This is a genomic window from Corynebacterium sp. HMSC034H07, from assembly GCF_001815175.1.
GTDB classification, from domain to species: Bacteria; Actinomycetota; Actinomycetes; order Mycobacteriales; family Mycobacteriaceae; genus Corynebacterium; species Corynebacterium hiratae.
In genome coordinates this window covers 40,875-58,527 of record NZ_KV819501.1, presented here as the reverse complement: position 1 = coordinate 58,527, position 17,653 = coordinate 40,875, and the positions used below count along the sequence as shown (strand labels likewise).

At 60.9% G+C, this 17,653-nt stretch carries 18 protein-coding genes and 1 tRNA gene; 14 read left to right on the top strand and 5 right to left on the bottom strand.

Annotated elements, in window-relative coordinates; genetic code table 11:
* A partial coding sequence (locus tag HMPREF3009_RS13525) for a TOTE conflict system archaeo-eukaryotic primase domain-containing protein (RefSeq protein WP_198531104.1) occupies nt 1-1,487 on the bottom strand: 1,487 nt, incomplete at its 3' end.
* Nucleotides 1,488-1,846: 359 nt separating this feature from the next.
* Between HMPREF3009_RS13525 and HMPREF3009_RS02920 the strand changes: the two genes are divergently transcribed.
* Complete coding sequence (locus tag HMPREF3009_RS02920) at nt 1,847-2,290, top strand: helix-turn-helix domain-containing protein (protein ID WP_070510649.1); 444 nt, start codon at nt 1,847-1,849, stop codon at nt 2,288-2,290.
* A gap of 58 nt (nt 2,291-2,348) precedes the next feature.
* Nucleotides 2,349-2,921: a PIN domain-containing protein gene (locus HMPREF3009_RS02915; protein ID WP_070510646.1), complete on the top strand. Its 573-nt coding sequence runs from the start codon at nt 2,349-2,351 to the stop codon at nt 2,919-2,921.
* 65 nt (nt 2,922-2,986) lie between these two features.
* Here HMPREF3009_RS02915 and HMPREF3009_RS02910 read toward each other — a convergent pair whose 3' ends face one another.
* Nucleotides 2,987-4,315: an AAA family ATPase gene (locus tag HMPREF3009_RS02910; RefSeq protein WP_070545545.1), complete on the bottom strand. Its 1,329-nt coding sequence runs from the start codon at nt 4,313-4,315 to the stop codon at nt 2,987-2,989.
* 197 nt (nt 4,316-4,512) lie between these two features.
* On the opposite strand from HMPREF3009_RS02910, the gene HMPREF3009_RS02905 reads away from it, so the two are divergent.
* From HMPREF3009_RS02905 to HMPREF3009_RS02870, 8 genes are all read left to right on the top strand, one after another.
* Nucleotides 4,513-4,887, top strand: coding sequence for a hypothetical protein (locus HMPREF3009_RS02905; protein WP_230308877.1), 375 nt, complete (start codon nt 4,513-4,515; stop codon nt 4,885-4,887).
* Between the two features lie 106 nt (nt 4,888-4,993).
* The gene (locus HMPREF3009_RS02900) at nt 4,994-5,533 is read left to right on the top strand and encodes a hypothetical protein (protein ID WP_070545525.1); all 540 of its coding nucleotides are present in this window, start codon (nt 4,994-4,996) and stop codon (nt 5,531-5,533) included.
* Nucleotides 5,534-5,640: 107 nt separating this feature from the next.
* A tRNA-Ile gene (locus HMPREF3009_RS02895) sits at nt 5,641-5,714 on the top strand.
* 117 nt (nt 5,715-5,831) lie between these two features.
* Nucleotides 5,832-6,281: a Panacea domain-containing protein gene (locus HMPREF3009_RS02890; RefSeq protein WP_070517348.1), complete on the top strand. Its 450-nt coding sequence runs from the start codon at nt 5,832-5,834 to the stop codon at nt 6,279-6,281.
* 74 nt (nt 6,282-6,355) lie between these two features.
* On the top strand, nt 6,356-6,712 hold the full coding sequence (locus HMPREF3009_RS02885) for a hypothetical protein (RefSeq protein ID WP_070510638.1): 357 nt from the start codon (nt 6,356-6,358) through the stop codon (nt 6,710-6,712).
* Between the two features lie 100 nt (nt 6,713-6,812).
* Nucleotides 6,813-7,886, top strand: coding sequence for a trimeric intracellular cation channel family protein (locus HMPREF3009_RS02880; protein ID WP_046647250.1), 1,074 nt, complete (start codon nt 6,813-6,815; stop codon nt 7,884-7,886).
* A gap of 48 nt (nt 7,887-7,934) precedes the next feature.
* Nucleotides 7,935-9,533 (top strand): peptide ABC transporter substrate-binding protein, encoded by a 1,599-nt coding sequence (locus tag HMPREF3009_RS02875; RefSeq protein ID WP_232745382.1) that lies wholly within the window; start codon nt 7,935-7,937, stop codon nt 9,531-9,533.
* 43 nt (nt 9,534-9,576) lie between these two features.
* Nucleotides 9,577-11,142, top strand: coding sequence for a mechanosensitive ion channel family protein (locus HMPREF3009_RS02870; protein WP_049156835.1), 1,566 nt, complete (start codon nt 9,577-9,579; stop codon nt 11,140-11,142).
* Between the two features lie 153 nt (nt 11,143-11,295).
* Here HMPREF3009_RS02870 and HMPREF3009_RS02865 read toward each other — a convergent pair whose 3' ends face one another.
* Nucleotides 11,296-12,945: an alkaline phosphatase D family protein gene (locus HMPREF3009_RS02865; protein WP_049156837.1), complete on the bottom strand. Its 1,650-nt coding sequence runs from the start codon at nt 12,943-12,945 to the stop codon at nt 11,296-11,298.
* Nucleotides 12,946-13,099: 154 nt separating this feature from the next.
* On the opposite strand from HMPREF3009_RS02865, the gene HMPREF3009_RS02860 reads away from it, so the two are divergent.
* The 3 genes from HMPREF3009_RS02860 (at nt 13,100) to HMPREF3009_RS02850 (ending at nt 15,417) form a co-directional block, all read left to right on the top strand.
* Nucleotides 13,100-13,771: an excalibur calcium-binding domain-containing protein gene (locus tag HMPREF3009_RS02860; RefSeq protein WP_070510631.1), complete on the top strand. Its 672-nt coding sequence runs from the start codon at nt 13,100-13,102 to the stop codon at nt 13,769-13,771.
* A gap of 10 nt (nt 13,772-13,781) precedes the next feature.
* Entirely contained in the window at nt 13,782-14,585 is an 804-nt protein-coding gene (locus tag HMPREF3009_RS02855) for a serine hydrolase domain-containing protein (protein ID WP_070679904.1), read from the top strand.
* Between the two features lie 400 nt (nt 14,586-14,985).
* Nucleotides 14,986-15,417 carry a hypothetical protein gene (locus HMPREF3009_RS02850; RefSeq protein WP_070510628.1) on the top strand — a complete coding sequence of 144 codons (432 nt, stop codon included), beginning with the start codon at nt 14,986-14,988 and terminating at the stop codon, nt 15,415-15,417.
* Nucleotides 15,418-15,429: 12 nt separating this feature from the next.
* Here the strand turns inward: HMPREF3009_RS02850 and HMPREF3009_RS02845 are convergent, their stop codons facing one another.
* Nucleotides 15,430-16,209: an HAD-IIA family hydrolase gene (locus HMPREF3009_RS02845; protein WP_070510626.1), complete on the bottom strand. Its 780-nt coding sequence runs from the start codon at nt 16,207-16,209 to the stop codon at nt 15,430-15,432.
* Nucleotides 16,206-16,508, bottom strand: a complete 303-nt coding sequence (locus HMPREF3009_RS02840) for an acyl carrier protein (protein ID WP_070510624.1) — start codon at nt 16,506-16,508, stop codon at nt 16,206-16,208. Before HMPREF3009_RS02840 ends, HMPREF3009_RS02845 begins: the two co-directional genes overlap by 4 nt.
* 26 nt (nt 16,509-16,534) lie before the next feature.
* Between HMPREF3009_RS02840 and HMPREF3009_RS02835 the strand changes: the two genes are divergently transcribed.
* Nucleotides 16,535-17,551 carry an alpha/beta fold hydrolase gene (locus HMPREF3009_RS02835; protein WP_070510622.1) on the top strand — a complete coding sequence of 339 codons (1,017 nt, stop codon included), beginning with the start codon at nt 16,535-16,537 and terminating at the stop codon, nt 17,549-17,551.
* The last annotated feature ends 102 nt before the right edge of the window (nt 17,552-17,653 follow it).

Genomic DNA, 17,653 nt, shown 5'->3' with positions numbered 1-17,653 from the left:
CTACGGCTGATGGACTGCGCTGTGACAATGTCTACCACGCCGCTGAGCTTCTTCTTAGCGCCGGAGTATTGCCCGACGTGGACATCTGGAAGAAACTGCTTGAGTGCTTTGTTCCATTGGGTAGCAAGCTCCCTCGAAGGGACGATAACTGCGGTGGGCACTGACCGCTGGGCGATGATTGCACAGGCCATGACGGTCTTTCCAGTGCCGGGAGGAGCAATGAGCATTCCAGACTTGTGTTTGAGCATCTGTGTGACGGCGGAATGCTGGTAGGGGCGTAGTTCGCCGGCGAAGGATGCATCGATGCGCTGTGGTTTCGGCGTATGGCCGCGGCGGGGGACGGTATATCCTGCGGTTTTCAGAATATCGAGGACGTCATCGAGCGTGCCGCGGTCGAGCGTGAGGATCTGGTCCTTCTCATCAAAGCGCACGATGATCCGTGGAGTTCCGAAGGTGGAGAAACGCTGGGCTTGCTTGATATAGAACTGCGGGTTAGCAATAGCGCCGAGGTGTCGCAGGGCCGAACGAGTGGTGGCGTCGACGCCCGATAAATCGACGTGGACGTGCGAATCGTGCGTGACGTGGACTTTCCCAGAAGCCTTGAGCCTCTTTAGTTCTGCGCGGGTTGGGGCCTGGGGAAGGGATGTCTCGGGATCGGGCTGAAGCTCAGCGTAGATTCTCTTGAGTTCGGCGAGCCCCGATTTCTTCGTCCTAGCCAGGGCCTCGAATTGGTCAGGCAATGCTTGAAAATCACTGTCGACGAAGACCGTTGTGCCTTCGGATCGATGGTGGCCAGCCAATGGGAGGGCAATCAGGTTGCCGAAACCGCGGCCTTTCGCCGGCAGAGTGTCTTGGGAAGGGAAGAAACGGTCGAAACTGGAGAAGTAGGAATCCGGGCTAGCTTTGGCAAGAAGTCCGATGCCCACGGAACGGGCGAGGCTGGCAGGAATAGGTTCGTCGAAGAATACCCAGACGTGAGCTCCGTTCCCAGAGCGTGAAACCTCTATGAGTGGATCGAGTCCATGGTTCTTACATTCTTCGGAGTAGGCGCGGGCGGCTTGCTTGAAGTCGTCATCGTCGAAATCGCAGACTAACAGCCGGCAGCTATCATCTGTGCACAGTGGGTAAAGACCAACGTGGAAGTGGTTGTCCTGGCGCAAATGCCCTTCGATCACCTTCGGTGTTAAGGGTTTCAGGTCGGGGTTTCTTCGGTCATAGTAGCCATTGCTGGCCGGATACCAGGCCTTCTTTTCCGCAGTATTTTTAGCCACTGCGTAGACGTCTGTCCTCCCCGCGAAGTAATCCATGAAGAGCGCAATCTTCTCCTCCGGTGAGCGCCTTTCAGAATGAACGTTAGCCGGCGGCGGTGTGTCTGCGGGACTAGGGCGCGAGGGCGCATGACCGAGGGGCTGCAGCAGCTGGGCTACCTGGGATTCTAGTTCGCTAACGCGAGCTTCAAGCGCTTCGAGGCGTTCCTGTTCAGTCATGGCGTGTGTTCCTTGTGCGTCGGAACTAGTTTATATGACGGCATGCGGCTAAATGCCTTGTCGGTTTGGCGTTGTATTGCTTAGACTTAATCGCACGACGATCCGGTCACCGGAACGTTGTCGCCTGGAGCCGCGTAGGCTCCAGAGCTTTTTGCAGAGGGCGACTGGGGTCGCAGTGATAGGCTGCGCGCTTCAAAAGACAAGCCTTGATTCTGACAGGTGTGCCGGACATGCGCAGTATGTGGAGCATTGAGGTGGCCTCTAGCCATTCGTGCGCAACTTGGTTATCCTTGAGGGAAGTTTCACTTGTAAGCGAAAGGCGTTTCAGGTGTAAGTGTCACGCTGGGAAAGGAGCGCTGATGACTGCCTCTGCACTCATCAACGATCGGCTCATGATCGAAGAAACTACTCTCAAAGAGCTGAAGTCGCTGCAGACTCTCGAGGCAGCGAGCTTTCGGGTAGCAGATGAGCACGGGCGCCCAGTCCCGTTGTCGCGTGATGTTCAGCGATTGATTTCTCAGGTCTTGGCTTCTGTCGCGCAGCGAGGGGAAGTCACAATCTCTCGCATTCCTGAGGAGCTCACCAGTACAGTAGCTGCCGAGCTGTTAGGCATCTCGCGTCCAACGCTCATGAAATGGGCAAAGGAAGGAAGGATAGCTACCCACAAGCGCGGAACACATACGCGGTTTAAGCGTGAGGATGTCCTGCAGTTGAAGCGCCAGCGCGCTGAGGAACGCGTGAAAGCGTTCCAAGAATGGCGTGCATTCGAAGAGGAGAACGAGAGTTTCTTTTCACAGTCCTAGGTGCATTGAGAACTGCTAGAAACTGCACTGGGCTAACGCGGTTACTATCCTCGAGAACATGCCGCAAAAGGTATTCGTTGACGCAAACATTTTAGTGAGCCGTACAATCCTAGATTGGCTTTTTGCGCTGCAGATTTTATCTGGAGACATGTTTGTGTTCTATACGTCTCAAGACGTACTTGCGGAAACGGTACGGGCGATGCGGCGGAAACATCCCACAGCACCTGGGAGAATTATCAAGGACCGTGTCGAGAAGATCGGTGCGGTGATGGAGGAAATCATTGATGATTTTCCCGGAGACATGCCTTTCGACGGTTTGGATCGTCATGACTACCATGTCCACGCGGCGGCTTTCGCCTCACAAGCCGACATCATCCTTACTGATAACTCGCCCCAGGATATAACCATTACTGCCAGCGAGCAGCGCTACGAGATAATGAATGCGGATGCATTCCTCATGCTCATTCGCGATTCCGCTCCAAACTTAGTGATTGAATGTACGAGTCAGCAGCTGGAGTATTGGCAGAAAAGGAAGGGCTTTCAGGGCCTAGACGATGCGCTGAGGAGAGCGGGTTGCGACAATTTTGCCAGCGCTGTGCGTGAAGCCTTGCAGGCGCTCGCGCAGCGCTAGTTTCATCCGCTCAGCGCTTGTAGCCGCAGACTTTCCAGTGGTCGGTGGTGCTATAGCCCGCACTCTTAAGCCCTAACAAGCTCCTGCAGCGCATCGAGAGCCGCACGGGAGGCAGTGCCGTAGCGCTCGCGAAGGAAGCGGTGGGTGGCGTCGGGGTTGTCGAGTGACACGGATGTCTCGCTGAGGTTGTGTAGCTCTGATTCGCCGGCATCGGTCTTTTCCACTGACCAGAAGCTCTCCGGGCGCAGGCCCAGTTCGCTGGAGCGCTCAAGCACGCTGAAGGCGTGGGAGGCAAAGATGAGCTGCGCGCCGTTGACGTTGATGCTGGGCTCGCGGAAGGCATCGATGATGAAATCCAACAGCGCTGGGCGCAGGGCGGAATCCAGCTCATCAGCCACTAGGATCCCACCGCGGCGCAACGTGTCCAACACCAGGGGAGCGGTGGCCATCCAATTCTGCGTGCCCCCGGATTCATCGGTCAACTTCAGCGCGTAGTAGGAGTCACCAACTTTGTGCTCCACGATGATGGAGTGCAGTAGGGACTCGATCTCCGCATCGGAGTAAGCCTGGAACTCGTCTGGTCGGGGGATGCTGCCGGCGCTGCGGCTGAGCGCATCAATGACCGGGCGCATCTGGCGGAAGACGTGCTCGGGGATGTGGTCCTGGTTCAGCCGCACGGAGTGGATTCCCGAATCGGCCGCGCGCAGCAGCGCGGCAGCCTCATGCAGGTGCAGCTTGCCCTCACGGATGAGGGTGGTGATGCGGGAGGCAGTACTCATGGAGGTATGGCCGTGCGGCAGGTAGGACACGTCGTGCACCAGGGCGCGGGCCAGCGGGGCGAGGATGGGGTGCTCATCGCGCAGGCCAGCGGACAAGAGCAGCTCGGTGTCATCGATGGGGCCGAGCTTGGCGACGTCCCCTTCATCCATAAAGGACTTAGTCCACTGCACGTCCTCGCCGCGGGTCCGCACGAAGCAGGGGCTCCACCGAGTCGAGGGCACGCGGCTGAGCCATTCGGCATGCACGCCGGTAAAGCTCCACTGGAAGCCGTAGAGGTAGCGCACGCCGTTGAGTTCGAACTCCAGCTCAAAAGTACTGGGCAAGCGCTGTGTGCGGGGGTTGAGGCGGTAGGGGGCGTGGGGGAGTTGGTTGGGTGGGGCGTCGGCAAGCCAGGCGGTGGCGGAGGACTCGATGGCGAGCAGGGCGAAAGCGAGGGCGTTGAGGATGCTGCTCTTGCCGGAAGCGGTGGGGCCGATGAGAACGGAGATGGGATCGCTAACCTGCGCCCAGCCTTCTTCCGGGCCGGTGGAGTGCTGCCAGTCGTGGTAGAGCGTGAGCGTTTGGGTGGCGCGGATGCTGCGGAAGTTGGACACGCTAAAGGAAAGGAGCCTCATGATCACGAGACTACAAGCTCCCAGATTCTTCATCAGACAATTCTGTCCTAGGTTCGGGCGCTGAGTTCTCGCCCCATGCCTTAACCCAGCCGGCGCTGGTAGCGTTTGTTGCGTACCGCAAAAGCAACCACAGGAGGCCACGTCCTATGGGTGGGGATACTACTGAGCTGCTCGTATGTTTCGGGTTAGTGATTGTCATGGCTCTTTATTGGACCTATTACATCCGGGGCGTGCGAAAAACTCCCAGGTCGGAAAGATGGTACGACTCAGCCGATGCGGAAGGCGCCGAAAGTGATGGTGTGCTCTTCATTTATCCCTACGGCACGCTCATCATGGGCGCTGCCGGTGCCACAGGGCTGGTCGCAAATATGAACCTCCCAGAGTCCGCCGAAACGGTGCTGCTTGCCCCGATCATGGCAGCTTTCGTCATCGGAGTCATTGGTTTTACAGGCGCGTTCGGGATTCCGCTTCCGTGGCCATTTGTTCCGCGTTGGGTAGTGGATATCCGCAAAGCAAAACGTGCTCGGAGACGCGAGCGCAGGCAAGCTAGGAAAATGAAAAAGAAAGAATAGGCCTGGTAACTGACGCAGAGGCCGAAGCCAGTATGTAGTGGGTCTAGGGCTGAGCGTCGTCAGTTTTGTAGGTGAAAGTAGCGGCGATGCACGCTAGGCTTTTGGCATGAAGTATCGGAACGTTCAGATCAGCTCCGTCGCGGCGCTTGTCATGAGCCTGTTAGGCGCGGCGTTCTTTGCTTTGGGGCGGGTCATATTTGGTGTCGGCGGATGGCTCGCATTCTTTACCCTTCCGGCCGGCGGCATCGTGGTCCTTGCGCTGTTAGTTTTGTGGCTCATCCCCGTACGTACCCCGAAGGAAGATGAAGGGGGCGGAACGTACAAGGCCTTCGGGTGGCGCGAGTCGTGGGCATTCATTGCTGTGACCGTGTTCCTCTTCCTGGCCGGCTTCTTTTTGGTCGATTACGGCGATACCGACGAGAGCGTGAAATCCGCCTTCACCCAGATTGTCGGTCGGTGGGCCTTAGACCTGTCCTCGATACTCTTTTGGCTCAGCGTTTTCGGGGTGATCGCCTCCTACGTTATCGGGGTCGTTGTGTCGGTGAAGGGGCAGAAGGTCGCTGACGAAGACCAGGCGCAGAGTTCAGGCCCGGGAGACCTGGACGAGGCAAACCTTGGCGAGGATCTCAGCCAGGACGAGCCCTAAATTGCCGTTTTCTGGGCCTGCCGATTAATGTTGCTGGGAGCGGATTCGCTGCCGTACGTGGCGCACCGGCTGCGCGCTGGTGTGGGTTGCGTGGGTAGGGAATACGCGGGGCTATAGCTCAGTCGGTTAGAGCTACGGACTCATAATCCGTTGGTCCCGGGTTCGAGCCCCGGTGGCCCCACAATTCAGAGCTTCTATGCTCTCCTTTAAGCAGGTGTTTCGCGATCGATCCAACATTGAGATGTTCACATGTCTTGGGCCTGTTGTACTCTTAGCGGGAAGTGGAAGGAGGGCAAGCATGGAGCAATTTACGGCGCGGCAAATCGCCGAATGGTTTGTAGCGTGGGCTGATGAAACTGATGATGCTGACATTACGCAGCTCAAACTTCAAAAGCTTCTCTACTACGCCAAAGGGCTGCATATGCGCTCCTCCGACGGCCTGCCGCTTTTTCCTGAACGAATGGAAGCCTGGGCTCATGGTCCAGTAGTCGTGGACGTCTACCATGACGTTAAGCACTACGGAAAGCTTCCTATAGACCCCGATGAGTTCGTCTCGGATGATTTCGACTGGGATGATTACCGCGACGTTGAGCAGGACTTGATTGAGGTATGGGATAAGTATGGCCCCTACTCTGCATGGGCTCTGCGGAATAAAACCCACACCGAGTCGCCGTGGAAAAAGAACTTCGTGGAGGGCAAACGCGGGTTAGAAATAACTGATGCCGATCTGAAGAACTACTTCTGCTAGCTGTGGGCACGAAAAGTAAACGACGGGGGAGTAGGCCAACCAGAGGGGTGAGGAGCGCCCCAGATTCAAGCGTCGTGGATGCTCTTCGTAGCTCGCGGGCTGACTATCCGCTCCTGTCAACGCGATTCCTGCAGCAGGGGTGGGGCTTCGAAGAACTAGATGATTCAATGCGCGCAGAGTTTCTGGAAAAGTGGCACAAGCGGTCAGTGCTTTCATGGAAAGAGCTGGCACAGCATCCCAGGCACGGACTCGGCTCAGAGTTTATTCCGGCAAGCGCTATCAAGCCTCAGATTCCGCGGCAATTTCAGGATGTGGAGAAATTCCGGGTTTACCGTCACAAAGGGAATCTTCCTTTCGCGGGCTGGAAAGACGGGGAAGTGTTTTATGTCATTTGGATTGAGAAAGCCTACAACGAGCTCTACATGCATTAGCTCATTTTCTGAGCCTTAGCGGTCCGCCAGCTAGGCGGCGCATTGCAAGGAATAGCTCCTCAATGCGAGAGATTGCTTAGCACCCGATACGATGACCACCATGAGCGTTGTCGAGATGGACCCGTTGATCGAGTCGCTGTACTACTGGTCCGACATCATAGGTGTCCTCCTCATGGGCATCATCGGTGGCACCATGGCCCGGCAGCGCGGCTATGACATCGTGGGTTTCTTCTTCATCGCGATGTTCTCTTCCCTCGGCGGCGGCATGATCCGTGACGTGCTCATTAACCGCGGCACCGTCGCCGCAATGAGCCAGCCGGAGTATCTCTACCTGGCGTTTACTGGCGCCATCATCGCCCGCTTCGTCTACTTCAAGGGCAAAACGTGGGACTACGTGCAGTCGCATGGTGATGCGGTGGTCTCGGCCCTGTGGGCGTCGACAGGCGCGCTCAAAGCCATCGCGTATGGCCTGCCCCTGATTCCCTGCATCATGATGGGTGTGTTCACGGCTACGGGCGGCTCCATGATCCGTGACATCGCCATGGGGCGCGAGCCCGCGGTCTTTGGTGATAACACCCCCACCGTGATCCCCGCGGTGGCCTGCGCGCTGGTGGTCTTGGGCGCAGACTCGGCCGGCTACTTGGCGTGGGGGGTTATTCTCGGGCCGGTTGTGTCCTTTGTCCTCACCATGCTGGGCATCTGGGCGGGCTGGCGCGTACCCGCTCGCCAGGAATGGGCGCCGGTCAATGACACCGCGGCTTACGTCATGGTCATGGCGCGCAAGGCGGAAAGCAAGGGGCGTGCCGTGGGGCGTCGTCTAGAGCCCACGAAGCTTCGCTCCTGGCGCCACAACCAGATGGAAAAGGCCCTGCAACGCCGCATCGAGCGCGAAGTCCGAGCCGGCAAGCGCCGTGCGGAAGCCGCCATCGATGCCTCCGAATTCCTCGACTCCTTCAACGAGGAAGTCGCAGAGATGTCGGAGATGATGGAGCCGGCCGTTGCGGAAGCGGAGTCCTCCGACTTCGGTGTGGACCTAAGCGGTGACTCCTACGAGGAACAGAGCGCTGAGGGGCCAACGCCGCGCGAGCTTTTGGATCGCATCTTGGCCGATGATCAGCTCACCGATGAATTGGTGGAAAGACTCATGCGCCGATATGAAAAAAGAGATGATTAGAACCTGAGAAATGCTTTAATCTAGTGATGAAAGTGAGGTGATGGACGCGTGACGTCGAGGCGTTCTTTTCTGGGCATGCTCGCGGCGCTGGCGGTGTCGGGCGTTGCGGCCCCCACGCTGGCGGGTTGCGGAACGGAACCGGAGCGCATGGATACCTCGGGAATGAATCTCATTACTACCGATATCTCGGAGCCGCAGCGCTCCCTCATCCCGGCCGATTCCAACGACGTGCCAGGCCAAACCATCATCAACCTGGTGTACTCGGGCCTGATGTACCTGGATAAGGACGGCGGCGCCCATTACGACATGGCGGAATCCGTCACGCAGGTTGATGACACCACGTTTGACGTGCAGATTCGTGAAGACGCGGTGTTCTCCGATGGCTCGAAGGTCAGCGCGCAGGACTTCGTCGATACGTGGAATACGGCAGTGCGCCAGTCCCTGCTTTCCGCACATCACTTTGCGCCGATTCTCGGTTTCAATGAAGGCAGGAAGGAGATGCGCGGGCTGACGGTGACGGGGGAGAAGTCCTTCCGCATTGAGCTCTCGCGCCCCACGGCGGGCTTCATTGAACGCTTGGGTTATTCCGTCTTTTTCCCCATGCGCTCTGCGGATCAGGACAAGCTGAGTGAGCGCGGCACGGACCCGATTGGCAGCGGGCCATACCTGTTGGCCTCGTGGGAACGTGAGAAGGCGTTGACCCTCGTGCCGAACCCGCGTTATAAAGGGCCGCGACACCCGCAGAATGAGGGCATTAAGTTCGTCGTGTACGCCTCGGAGGAGCAGGCCTACGAGGATCTTGTGGCGGGCCGGCTGGACGTGCTGACGCGCATCCCGGCGGAGAAGCTCGGAAGCTTCGAAAAGGAGCTCGGCGCGCGGGCCCTTACTAAGCCTGGCGGTTCGATCATGGAGATCACCATTCCCGCCAACGATGCCAATTTCCGCGGCGAGGCTGGCCGCCTGCGCCGCCGGGCCCTGTCCATGGCGGTAGACCGAGAAAAGATTGCGCGGGACATCTTCCACGACCGAGTGACTCCGGCCAACAGCTTCGTAGCGCCGCTCTTCGGCTCCCCACCGCCTGCGCCGGAAGGTGCTGACGTGCTGACCTACCAGCCGGATAGAGCCCGCGAGCTGTGGGAACAGGCGGAGAAGCTAGACCCCTTTAAGGGGACGTTCAGCATCGCGTTTAACGCCGATGGCGGCCACAAGACGTGGGTCGATGCGGTGGCTCAGCAGGTGACGGATACCCTCGGTGTGCTCGCCGAAAGCAAGGAATTTGGGACCTTGAAGGAATTGCGTCGAGAGGTCACAGCGCGGCACATTACCGGTGCTTTCAGGACGATTTGGCAGGCGGAATTTCCGGATGAGTCGACCTTCCTGGTGCCGCTGTTTGCCTCCTATTCCTCAGAAAACGAGTCAGGTTTTCGCAGCACCGAATACGACGAGTTGCTGAAGAAGGTAGGCCAGGCGAAGGACCGGGAGGAGGCCCAGGAGTACTACTTGCAGGCCCAGGAGCTGTTGCTGGAGAAGATGCCGGCGATTCCGCTGTGGACGACTAAGGCATTCAGCGCCTACGGCAAGGACATCATCCCTGCTGGCTACACGTGGAAGCCCACTCCGAACTACTATCTCATCCACCGCGCTTGAGATTCCAAGGGTTCTGTCAGGCTGTAGGACTAGGCTTGGCGCAATGCTGAAGTATTACTTTTTCGCCATTTGGCAGGCCTTCGTTGACCATGGTTTGCCACTGCTAGGAATGCTGTTGTTGGCGATTCTCATCCCGCGCATCGGCCGCTTGGCGGTGCGGGTCATTGAGTCCCGCCTCGATGAAAACCAAGAGTCCACCAAGGCGCGCTTGGCGCTGGCCGGCGCGCTGGTCTATGTGGCACAGGCGGTGGCGTACTTCCTGCTCGTGTTGGCGGCGCTGGCCAACGTTGGAGTGCCTCCCCTGGGCGCGGCCATCCCGGCAACCGTGGTCTCGGCTGCCGTCGGTTTCGGCGCACAGTCGATCATCGGTGATTTCCTCGCCGGTTTCTTTATCCTCTCGGAAAAGCAGTTCGGTGTGGGTGACTATGTCAGCTTCGACGGCGTGACCGGCGTGGAGGGCACCGTCGTATCGCTGACCTTGCGCACAACGACGGTGCGTACGCCGACCGGTGAAGTTGTCATGGTGCCGAACGGTTCGGCGGGCGTGGTCACAAATTACTCGCAAGAGTGGTCGCGCGCGGTGGTGGATATTGCCATCCCGGTCCATGAGGGCGATTCCGTGCAGGATCTGACCGAACAGGTAGAGAAGATTTCACAACGCGCCATCGATACCCCGGACATCCGCGCGGACGTGGCTGGTGAGCTCGACGTTCTGCCCGCTACTGGGTTGGTTGCTCCCACGGTGGCCGGCCAGCCATGGCAGGTGAAGTACCGCGTCTTGGTGCAGGTCAACCCCGCACGCCAGTGGGCGGTGGAGCGCGCGATCCGCTCGGCGCTGCTGTCTTCCTTCTGGGACCTGTACAAGCTGCCTAACGCTGAAAACGTCGCGGGTGAGGTACTGGAGGTGCTGGGCGGCGCGGTGGATGCCGATGCCCCCACTACCGTCATGCCGGCGGCAGGCGCTAACACCGAGTCGAGACAAGAGAGCTCGGCATCCGAGACGGAGGCTGTGGCCGCCGACGCTGTCGCTGACGCGGCCGCCGAAGCGCAAGACAGCAAGGATGACGGCCCAGGGCGCCCGGCCTATTCGGCCGAACCCGACGACGAGGAAGAGGATGATTACGGCCGCGGTATCTGGCGCGCGGATAAGCCGGAGAACAAGTGGGACTCCTTCTGGACGCTTGGCGGGCGCGTGCGCCGCTCCACTACAGGGCTTATCGCCGGGCTCGGCGCGATCAGTGTGCTGCTGTTAGCGTCCGCCAACCCAGACGGAGTGGAGAATGCCGGGTGGCTATCACCCTCGCGCTGGATGGGACAATCAGAGACAACGTCCGAGTCCACTCAGCCCTCCGAACCTTCGCCAACGCCACAAACCGCGCCGCAGGACGAGCCTTCCTATGTCTCGACGCCCGAGGAGCCGGTGGAAAGCGTGCAGGGCACAGTCACTGATAGCACCCCGGACAGTGAGGCCACCTTCGCACCTGTGAATCCAGGGGAACCGACAACCCAAACACCAGCGGAGGAAGGGGTCTCCGAAACTCCTGCGCCCACCGAGGGCGCACAGGCTACCGCTACTGAAGGGGCCTCGGAGCCTTCCGCCGAGATGTAGACCCGAAGGGGGTAGAGAGGCGCTGCACAGAGAGAGGTGAGAGAGACGCTTGGAGAGGGCGCACGAGAGATATGAGTGATAGGGAAGTGCAGCGGCGTAATGCGCTACACCTTATGTATCGGCCCATCGCCACCGATCGTTAACGCAAGCAAGCTAGCTCACAACTCCCGCGCCCGGCCTATAGGTCAGCGCATGCGCCTGCCTCACGGGGGAACCCGGCCTGAGTACATCATCCACGCGCAGCCAGTGCATCTGGGCTTCCTCGCGGCTCAGCGTGACGAAGCAATAGCCGTGGCTATCCAGCTCGACGTGGTGGCACTGCGGGTTGGCCTGGCGTAATACCTGTTCGGCGAGGCGGGAGACAGTATTGCCCGCGCGTAGGTTGAGCGCCTCGTTGATATTGGGTGCCGACACGGACCCGCACACCATCTCCGCGGCAACCACCTCCTCGTCCTTGCTAATCGTATGCGCCCATTCGGTGTGGATATCGCCGGTGAGGAACAGGGCGTGGGCAGGGGAGGCGCGGAGGGCGTCGATAAGCGCGCGGCGTTCTGCGGAGTAACCATCCCACTGGTCCCCGTTGACGGGAATCCCCGTGATGTTCTTCGTCAGGGCGGCAGCCACCTGTGCGGTCAGCGAATTCTCCTGCAGTGACACCAGATTCAGCGGGGCAAACATCACCGAATTCCCCAGCAGATTCCACGTGGCCTGCGAGGTCTCAATCTTTCCCAGCAGCCAGTCATACTGCTCCGAGCCCAGCATGCTCCGGCCCTCTTTCATAAACGCCACTGGGTTCCACGGCGTCTGCTGGTCGCGGTAGGTGCGCAGGTCCATCATGGTCAGCTCCGCCAAATCGCCGAAGGTCAGTGAGCGGTACAGATGCCCGTCCTCGGAAGGCGCGGTGGCGCGCACGGGCATCCACTCGAAGTAGGCGCGCATGGCCGCCGTTTGTCGTTCCTGCCAGCTTCCTTCCGTAGCGGGGTCGTGGTTCTCCGCGCCGCCGGCCCAGTTATCGTTGGCTGTTTCATGGTCATCCCACACCACGATCCACGGCAGAGCGGCATGCGCTGCCTGCAGGTCGGGGTCGGTGCGGTAGCGCCCGTAGCGCGTGCGGTAATCCGCCAGCGTGGTGATCTCGTGCGCGGGGTGGTGCAGGCGCACCGGCCCAAACCCGGAGTATTCGCCGGCGGCGTACTCGTAGATGTAATCGCCTAAGAACACCATGTAATCCAGCTGCCCGGAGTGCGCGCGCCGGGCGATGTCCGCGTAAGCACTGAAGAAGCCCGACTCCCAATTCGCGCAGGAGGCGACCCCAAACGTGAGCTGCTCCGGCGAGGCGGTGGCCGCGGGTGCGGTCTTGGTCCGCCCGATGGGGGAGGAGACACCATCGACGAGGAAGCGATAAAAATATTCGGTGTCCGGCTGCAGGCCGTGCGGGTCCACGTGGACAGTATGGTCACGGCTTGCGGAGGCAACCACAGTGCCGCGCTTGACGACGTCCCTCATCTCCCCATCCGCTGCCACCTCCCACTCCACGGTGACCGAAGGGCCTACGCCGCTGCCCGGCAGTGCCTCCTCGGTGGGCGTGATGCGCGTCCAGAGGATGACTGAATCCGGAATCGGATCGCCGGATGCCACTCCGTGCACGAAGGGCAGCGTGCCCGCGGGCGGCTCTACTAGCCCGAGGGAGGAGGTGGACGTGGGATCGGCTGCCGATGCTGAAGAGGCGACGAGGGAGGCGGCGGTGGCTGTGGCTAATCCAGAGGCGTGGAGGAGGCGGCGACGAGTCAGAGAGCGGCGCATGGCTCTACGGTTTCTCTGCTGAGGCGGTGTCGCAACTCGGGGACAGAGAATTCGCCCGCCGGTCAGGTGTGGTTTTCCGTGGCTTCACGTGTGCTTTACCCCTTGGGGTGGAGCAATTTCTTGCGGGGTGAGTTACGGGCTATAACTTATGCCTATGAAGAAGTTCTCTCGCGCGGTTCTCGCCGCCTCTGTCTCTGTTTCTCTCTCCCTGTCCGTTGTCGTCCCCGCTCAAGCGGAGACCGGCGCATCCTACGAGGAGGCCCCCACCGCGGTTTCCTCTCCGTCTGATACGGGCGACCTCGAGTCCGGCCTGTCTTCGGAGCTGGACGTTGAATCCTCCAGCAAGGAGCTGGGCTCCTCCACCGAAGGCACTGGCTCCTCCAACCAGGAGGAAGATGACGCCGAATTCGAGCAGTCTTCCCAGGGCGAAAGGATTGCCTTGGGCCTGGGCATTAGCGCAGCGCTTCTCGCGGCCATCGCCGGCGGCGTGTTCTGGGCCGTGCAGCAGGGAATCATCCCGAACCCGCTGCCGGGCGTGATTCCTTCGCCGAAGGCACAGGAGCCCGCACCGGCACCTGCTCCGGCCCCTGCTCCGGCCCCCGCGCCCGCACCGCAGCCAGCTCCGGAACCGGCTCCTGCGCCGGCTCCCGCCCCTGCGCCTGCACCTGCCCCCGCACCGAAGCCGGCACCGGCTCCGGCCTACTACTCTCGCTGCGCCGATGTGTGGAACGCGCTGGGCCGCCCCATCTACCCGAGTGACCCGGGCTTCCGTTCCAAGTTTGACCGCGATGGTGATGGCGTAGGCTGCGAGCGCGATCCTCGTTAAGCTGGAGCGCATGAGCGCTTTTTCTTCTCTTGAGTCCTGGCCCGTCGATACCGTTGCCGGTGCCTTGCTGCACCGCGGTGAGGTAGTAGAACAGGTCGGTGATGTCTCCCGCCGCTTCCCAGTAGCCTCCGTGACCAAGCTGGTGGCCGCCTATGAGGTGATGGTGGCAGTGGAGGAGGGCGCTGTGGAGCTGGATCAGCCTGCCGGTCCTGAAGGCTCCACGCTGCGCCACCTGTTGGCCCATGCCTCGGGGGTGGGCTTTGATACACGCGAGCCTCAAAAACCGGTGGGCGAGCGCCGTATCTACTCCTCGGCGGGCTATGAGTGGGCCGCCGAGGTAGTCGAGTCTGCAACCGAGATTCCTTTTGTTGACTACCTTGCGGAAGGCGTGTGCGCTCCGCTGGGTATGCAGGCCACCACCCTGGAAGGCTCGGCCGGGCACGGCTTGGTTTCTAGTGTGGAGGACCTAGCCGCCTTTGCCGCCGAGGTGTACGCGCCGCGTTTGCTGGATTCCTCCACCGTGGAAGACATGCGCAGCGTCCAGTTCCCCGGGCTGCGCGGGATTGTGCCGGGCTACGGCAGCTTCAAGGACTGCACGTGGGGGTTGGGCTTTGAAATCCATGGCGAAAAGAAGCAATGGATGGGCGGCTTGCCAGCCGATGCCGTGGGGCATTTCGGCATGAGCGGAACCTACCTGTGGGTGGCCGGTGAGTGGGCGATGGTGGCGCTCACGGACCGCGACTTCGGAGACTGGTGCAAGCCGCTGTGGGCCGAGACCAATACGGCGATCTGGGAGGAGTGCCAGGCGCGCTAGCCATAGCCGCGGTGAAGAACTTGGATGGCGTAGCGGCGCACCGACAGGCGCCACAACGGGGGTAGTGGGGCACCTGTGGCGACCGCGCGCACATGATGCTCGTGAGCCCTCATGTGGCGAATGTGGTTAATGGGGTGAATTTCCGGGCGAAAGTCTCAACCTGATATTGAGGCAGTGGGGGCTTAAGTGCAGGTTGAGGGTTGTTGTGGCCTAAGTGGCAGGGGAAAATCGTGGGCACACAATGACGCACCGAGTGGCCACATACCGTGGCCACACCAATCGGTGTTCGCGCCTCGGCGCGAGTGGCGTGATGAAGACTAGTTCGTAGGGGAAGACGAAGCTCGTCTTGCGTCGGCGCATGCCGGCGTGCCATCACTCGCACGTCAAAGGAGTTTAAGGAGTGAATCAACGCGTTCACCCGCAGGTAGCCGGTGCAACCGAGCCGGCCCCTTCAGCCAGCCCACTTGGCAGCCCAGCGGATACGTGGCCCAACCGCGCCTGCGGTGAGGTCTGCACCGCCGTGCTGCAGATCTCGGGCATGCCGCGCAGCCTGCGCCCGGCCATCGAGCGCGCCATGGCGCGCTGTATTCGCAGCGAAAGCGAATTCATCGTCCCCGGCGATGACCCGCTGACCGCCCAGTGGTGCACCCGCTGGCGCCGGGACCCGCTGTGGGACGTTGTCGGCATAAAAGCCGACAACGCAGGCTGCACCGGAATCGGTTGCCAGCAAGTGCTCACCGGAACGCCCAGCGAATTGGAAGCGCTGGGCTGCGCGGTGGAGATGCTGGCGGGGGAGTACGGTTTTCGGGGCGTCGTCAAGCGCGCCGTCTAAGTCGGTGAAGGCCTAGTCCGCGAAGGGATCGAAGATGCGCTCCGGCAGGTCCGCCACGGAGTCAATGATTCGCGTCGGGCGGAAAGGATAGCGCTCGATGATGCGGTCATCGCTGATACCTGAGCGCACCAGGATGCTGCGCATGCCCGCCTCGAGGCCTGACTTGACGTCGGTATCCATGCGGTCACCGATCATGACGGTGTTTTCCGAGTGTGCGCCGATGTTGTTTAAGGCGCTGCGCATCATGACCGGGTTCGGCTTGCCCACGTAGTAGGGCTCGCGGTTGGTCGCCGCGGTGATGAGTGTCGCGACAGCGCCCGTGGCCGGAAGCACGCCCTGCGGCGCGGGGCCCGTGACGTCCGGGTTGGTGGCAATGAAACGCGCTCCGTTGCGGATGAGATTGATGGCCGTGGTGATGGCTTCAAAAGAATAGGTGCGGGTCTCGCCCAAGACCACGAAGTCCGCTTCTCGGTCGTTGAGGATCCAGCCGGCCTCGTGCAGCGCGGTGGTCAGGCCGGACTCGCCCACGACATAAGCCGTGGACAGCCCTGCCTGGTTGGAGAGGAAGGCCGCCGTGGCCGTCGCCGAGGTCCAGATACGCTCGGCCGGGATATCCAGTCCTGTGTTCTGAAGGCGTGCTGACAGGTCCCGCGGAGTGGACATCGAGTTATTGGTCAGCACCATGTACTCGATGTTGTTGTCCTTCAGCGCTTGGATGAATTTATCCGCGCCGGGAATCATCTCTCCTTCCTTGATCAGCACGCCGTCCATGTCCGAAAGATAGGAAATCACGAGTGTTCCTCCACATAATCAGCAAGTTCGCCCACCGTGGTGACGGAGAGCATGGTTTCTTCATTCAGGCGGACCCCGCAGGCTTCCTCGAGGCGCACGGCTAATTCGATGCGCTCGAGCGATTCAACCCCCAGGTCCTCCAGCTTTGCTTCGCGCTCTAGTCCTTCCTCCACGCCGGTCACCTTCGTGATGAGGCGGGTGAGCTCGCAATAGGCGTCGCCGGTGGGTGCAGAATCCTGCTCTTCGGCCGGCGCGGAACCGAAGCGGGCTTGGAGTTGCGCTGAAAGGTCATTAGCCATGGGGCCCAGTCTAGTATTGAAATGTCATGGTTATTCGAGCACGTTCCTCCGCCGTCGCGCGCAGCTGGTCGCGCCGGGTTCGCCCCCGCATGCGCGCCATCGAGCACGCCGTCCACAATGAGCTGCATGATCTCACGACTGAACCGGGCCTGACTGGGGTGAGTGACTCGGGCTTCGTCGACAACGACGGCGTGCGCGTGGCGTGGTACGAGGTGGGCCCGGAGGACGCGGAGGTCACCGCGGTCTTCATCCACGGCTATTGCCTGTCTGCTGAGAGCTTCTATTCCCAGGTCAACGACGTGCGCCGCAACTATCCCACGGTGCGCTGCCTGCTTGTCGACGTTCGCGGCCACGGCCAATCCACCCACGTCGCCCCCGCGCAGTGCACGGTTCGGGGCGCGGCCGACGATGTGCTGGCCGTCATCGCTGAGCGTGCCGCCGAGGGGCCGTTGGTGCTGCTTGGGCACTCGATGGGCGGAATGATTGCGCTTAACCTGCTGCGCCGCGCACCGCGCCAGATCTTTGACCGCGTTGAGGGGATGGCGCTGGTGGCCACCTCTATGCAGCGCTTTGCCGCCGCAGGCGTGGCTCGCATCTTGGAATCGAAGACCCTCGGCGCGGTCTACCGCGCGTGCTTGAAGCTGCCCCGTCGGCTCAACCGGGTGCGCTTTGAGGTAGCGGCTGTCATCGCCCCGGCTTTCGCGGCGCTGCTGCAGGGCTTCCCACAAATGGACAAGCTGCAATTCCACGTGGCGATGCTGCTGGATACGCCGATGTCGAGCTATGCGGGCTTCTTCGATGACTTGGTGGAGCACTCTGAGTTCGGCGCAACGGCCCGGCTGCGCAGCGTGCCGGGCGAAATCGTGGTGGGCCAGCATGACATCGTGACCCCGCACCGCCAATCGGAGGTGATTGCCCGCCACTGGCCGGGCTCCACCCTGACCGTCGTCGACGGTGCTGGCCACATGGTCATCTTGGAAGAGCCCAGCGAGGTCTCCAAGGCCTTGGGCCGGGTCCTCGATCGCGTGCTCGATGGCGACTAAGCCGCGCTCATGCCGACTAAGTCCTTTGTCGACGGCGGCAGGGCCTTTTGTTGGCGGTGGCTGAGCCTCCTGTGGTGGCAGAACTGCCCGTTCTGCCAAAGT

Excerpts from the sequence above, each read along its gene's own strand:
- HMPREF3009_RS02920 (WP_070510649.1), top strand. The coding sequence starts at position 1,847 with ATGACTGCCTCTGCACTCATCAACGATCGGCTCATGATCGAAGAAACT.
- HMPREF3009_RS02915 (WP_070510646.1), top strand. The coding sequence starts at position 2,349 with ATGCCGCAAAAGGTATTCGTTGACGCAAACATTTTAGTGAGCCGTACA.
- HMPREF3009_RS02910 (WP_070545545.1), bottom strand. The coding sequence starts at position 4,315 with ATGAGGCTCCTTTCCTTTAGCGTGTCCAACTTCCGCAGCATCCGCGCC.
- HMPREF3009_RS02905 (WP_230308877.1), top strand. The coding sequence starts at position 4,513 with ATGGCTCTTTATTGGACCTATTACATCCGGGGCGTGCGAAAAACTCCC.
- HMPREF3009_RS02900 (WP_070545525.1), top strand. The coding sequence starts at position 4,994 with ATGAAGTATCGGAACGTTCAGATCAGCTCCGTCGCGGCGCTTGTCATG.
- HMPREF3009_RS02890 (WP_070517348.1), top strand. The coding sequence starts at position 5,832 with ATGGAGCAATTTACGGCGCGGCAAATCGCCGAATGGTTTGTAGCGTGG.
- HMPREF3009_RS02880 (WP_046647250.1), top strand. The coding sequence starts at position 6,813 with ATGAGCGTTGTCGAGATGGACCCGTTGATCGAGTCGCTGTACTACTGG.
- HMPREF3009_RS02870 (WP_049156835.1), top strand. The coding sequence starts at position 9,577 with ATGCTGAAGTATTACTTTTTCGCCATTTGGCAGGCCTTCGTTGACCAT.
- HMPREF3009_RS02865 (WP_049156837.1), bottom strand. The coding sequence starts at position 12,945 with ATGCGCCGCTCTCTGACTCGTCGCCGCCTCCTCCACGCCTCTGGATTA.
- HMPREF3009_RS02860 (WP_070510631.1), top strand. The coding sequence starts at position 13,100 with ATGAAGAAGTTCTCTCGCGCGGTTCTCGCCGCCTCTGTCTCTGTTTCT.
- HMPREF3009_RS02855 (WP_070679904.1), top strand. The coding sequence starts at position 13,782 with ATGAGCGCTTTTTCTTCTCTTGAGTCCTGGCCCGTCGATACCGTTGCC.
- HMPREF3009_RS02840 (WP_070510624.1), bottom strand. The coding sequence starts at position 16,508 with ATGGCTAATGACCTTTCAGCGCAACTCCAAGCCCGCTTCGGTTCCGCG.
- HMPREF3009_RS02835 (WP_070510622.1), top strand. The coding sequence starts at position 16,535 with ATGGTTATTCGAGCACGTTCCTCCGCCGTCGCGCGCAGCTGGTCGCGC.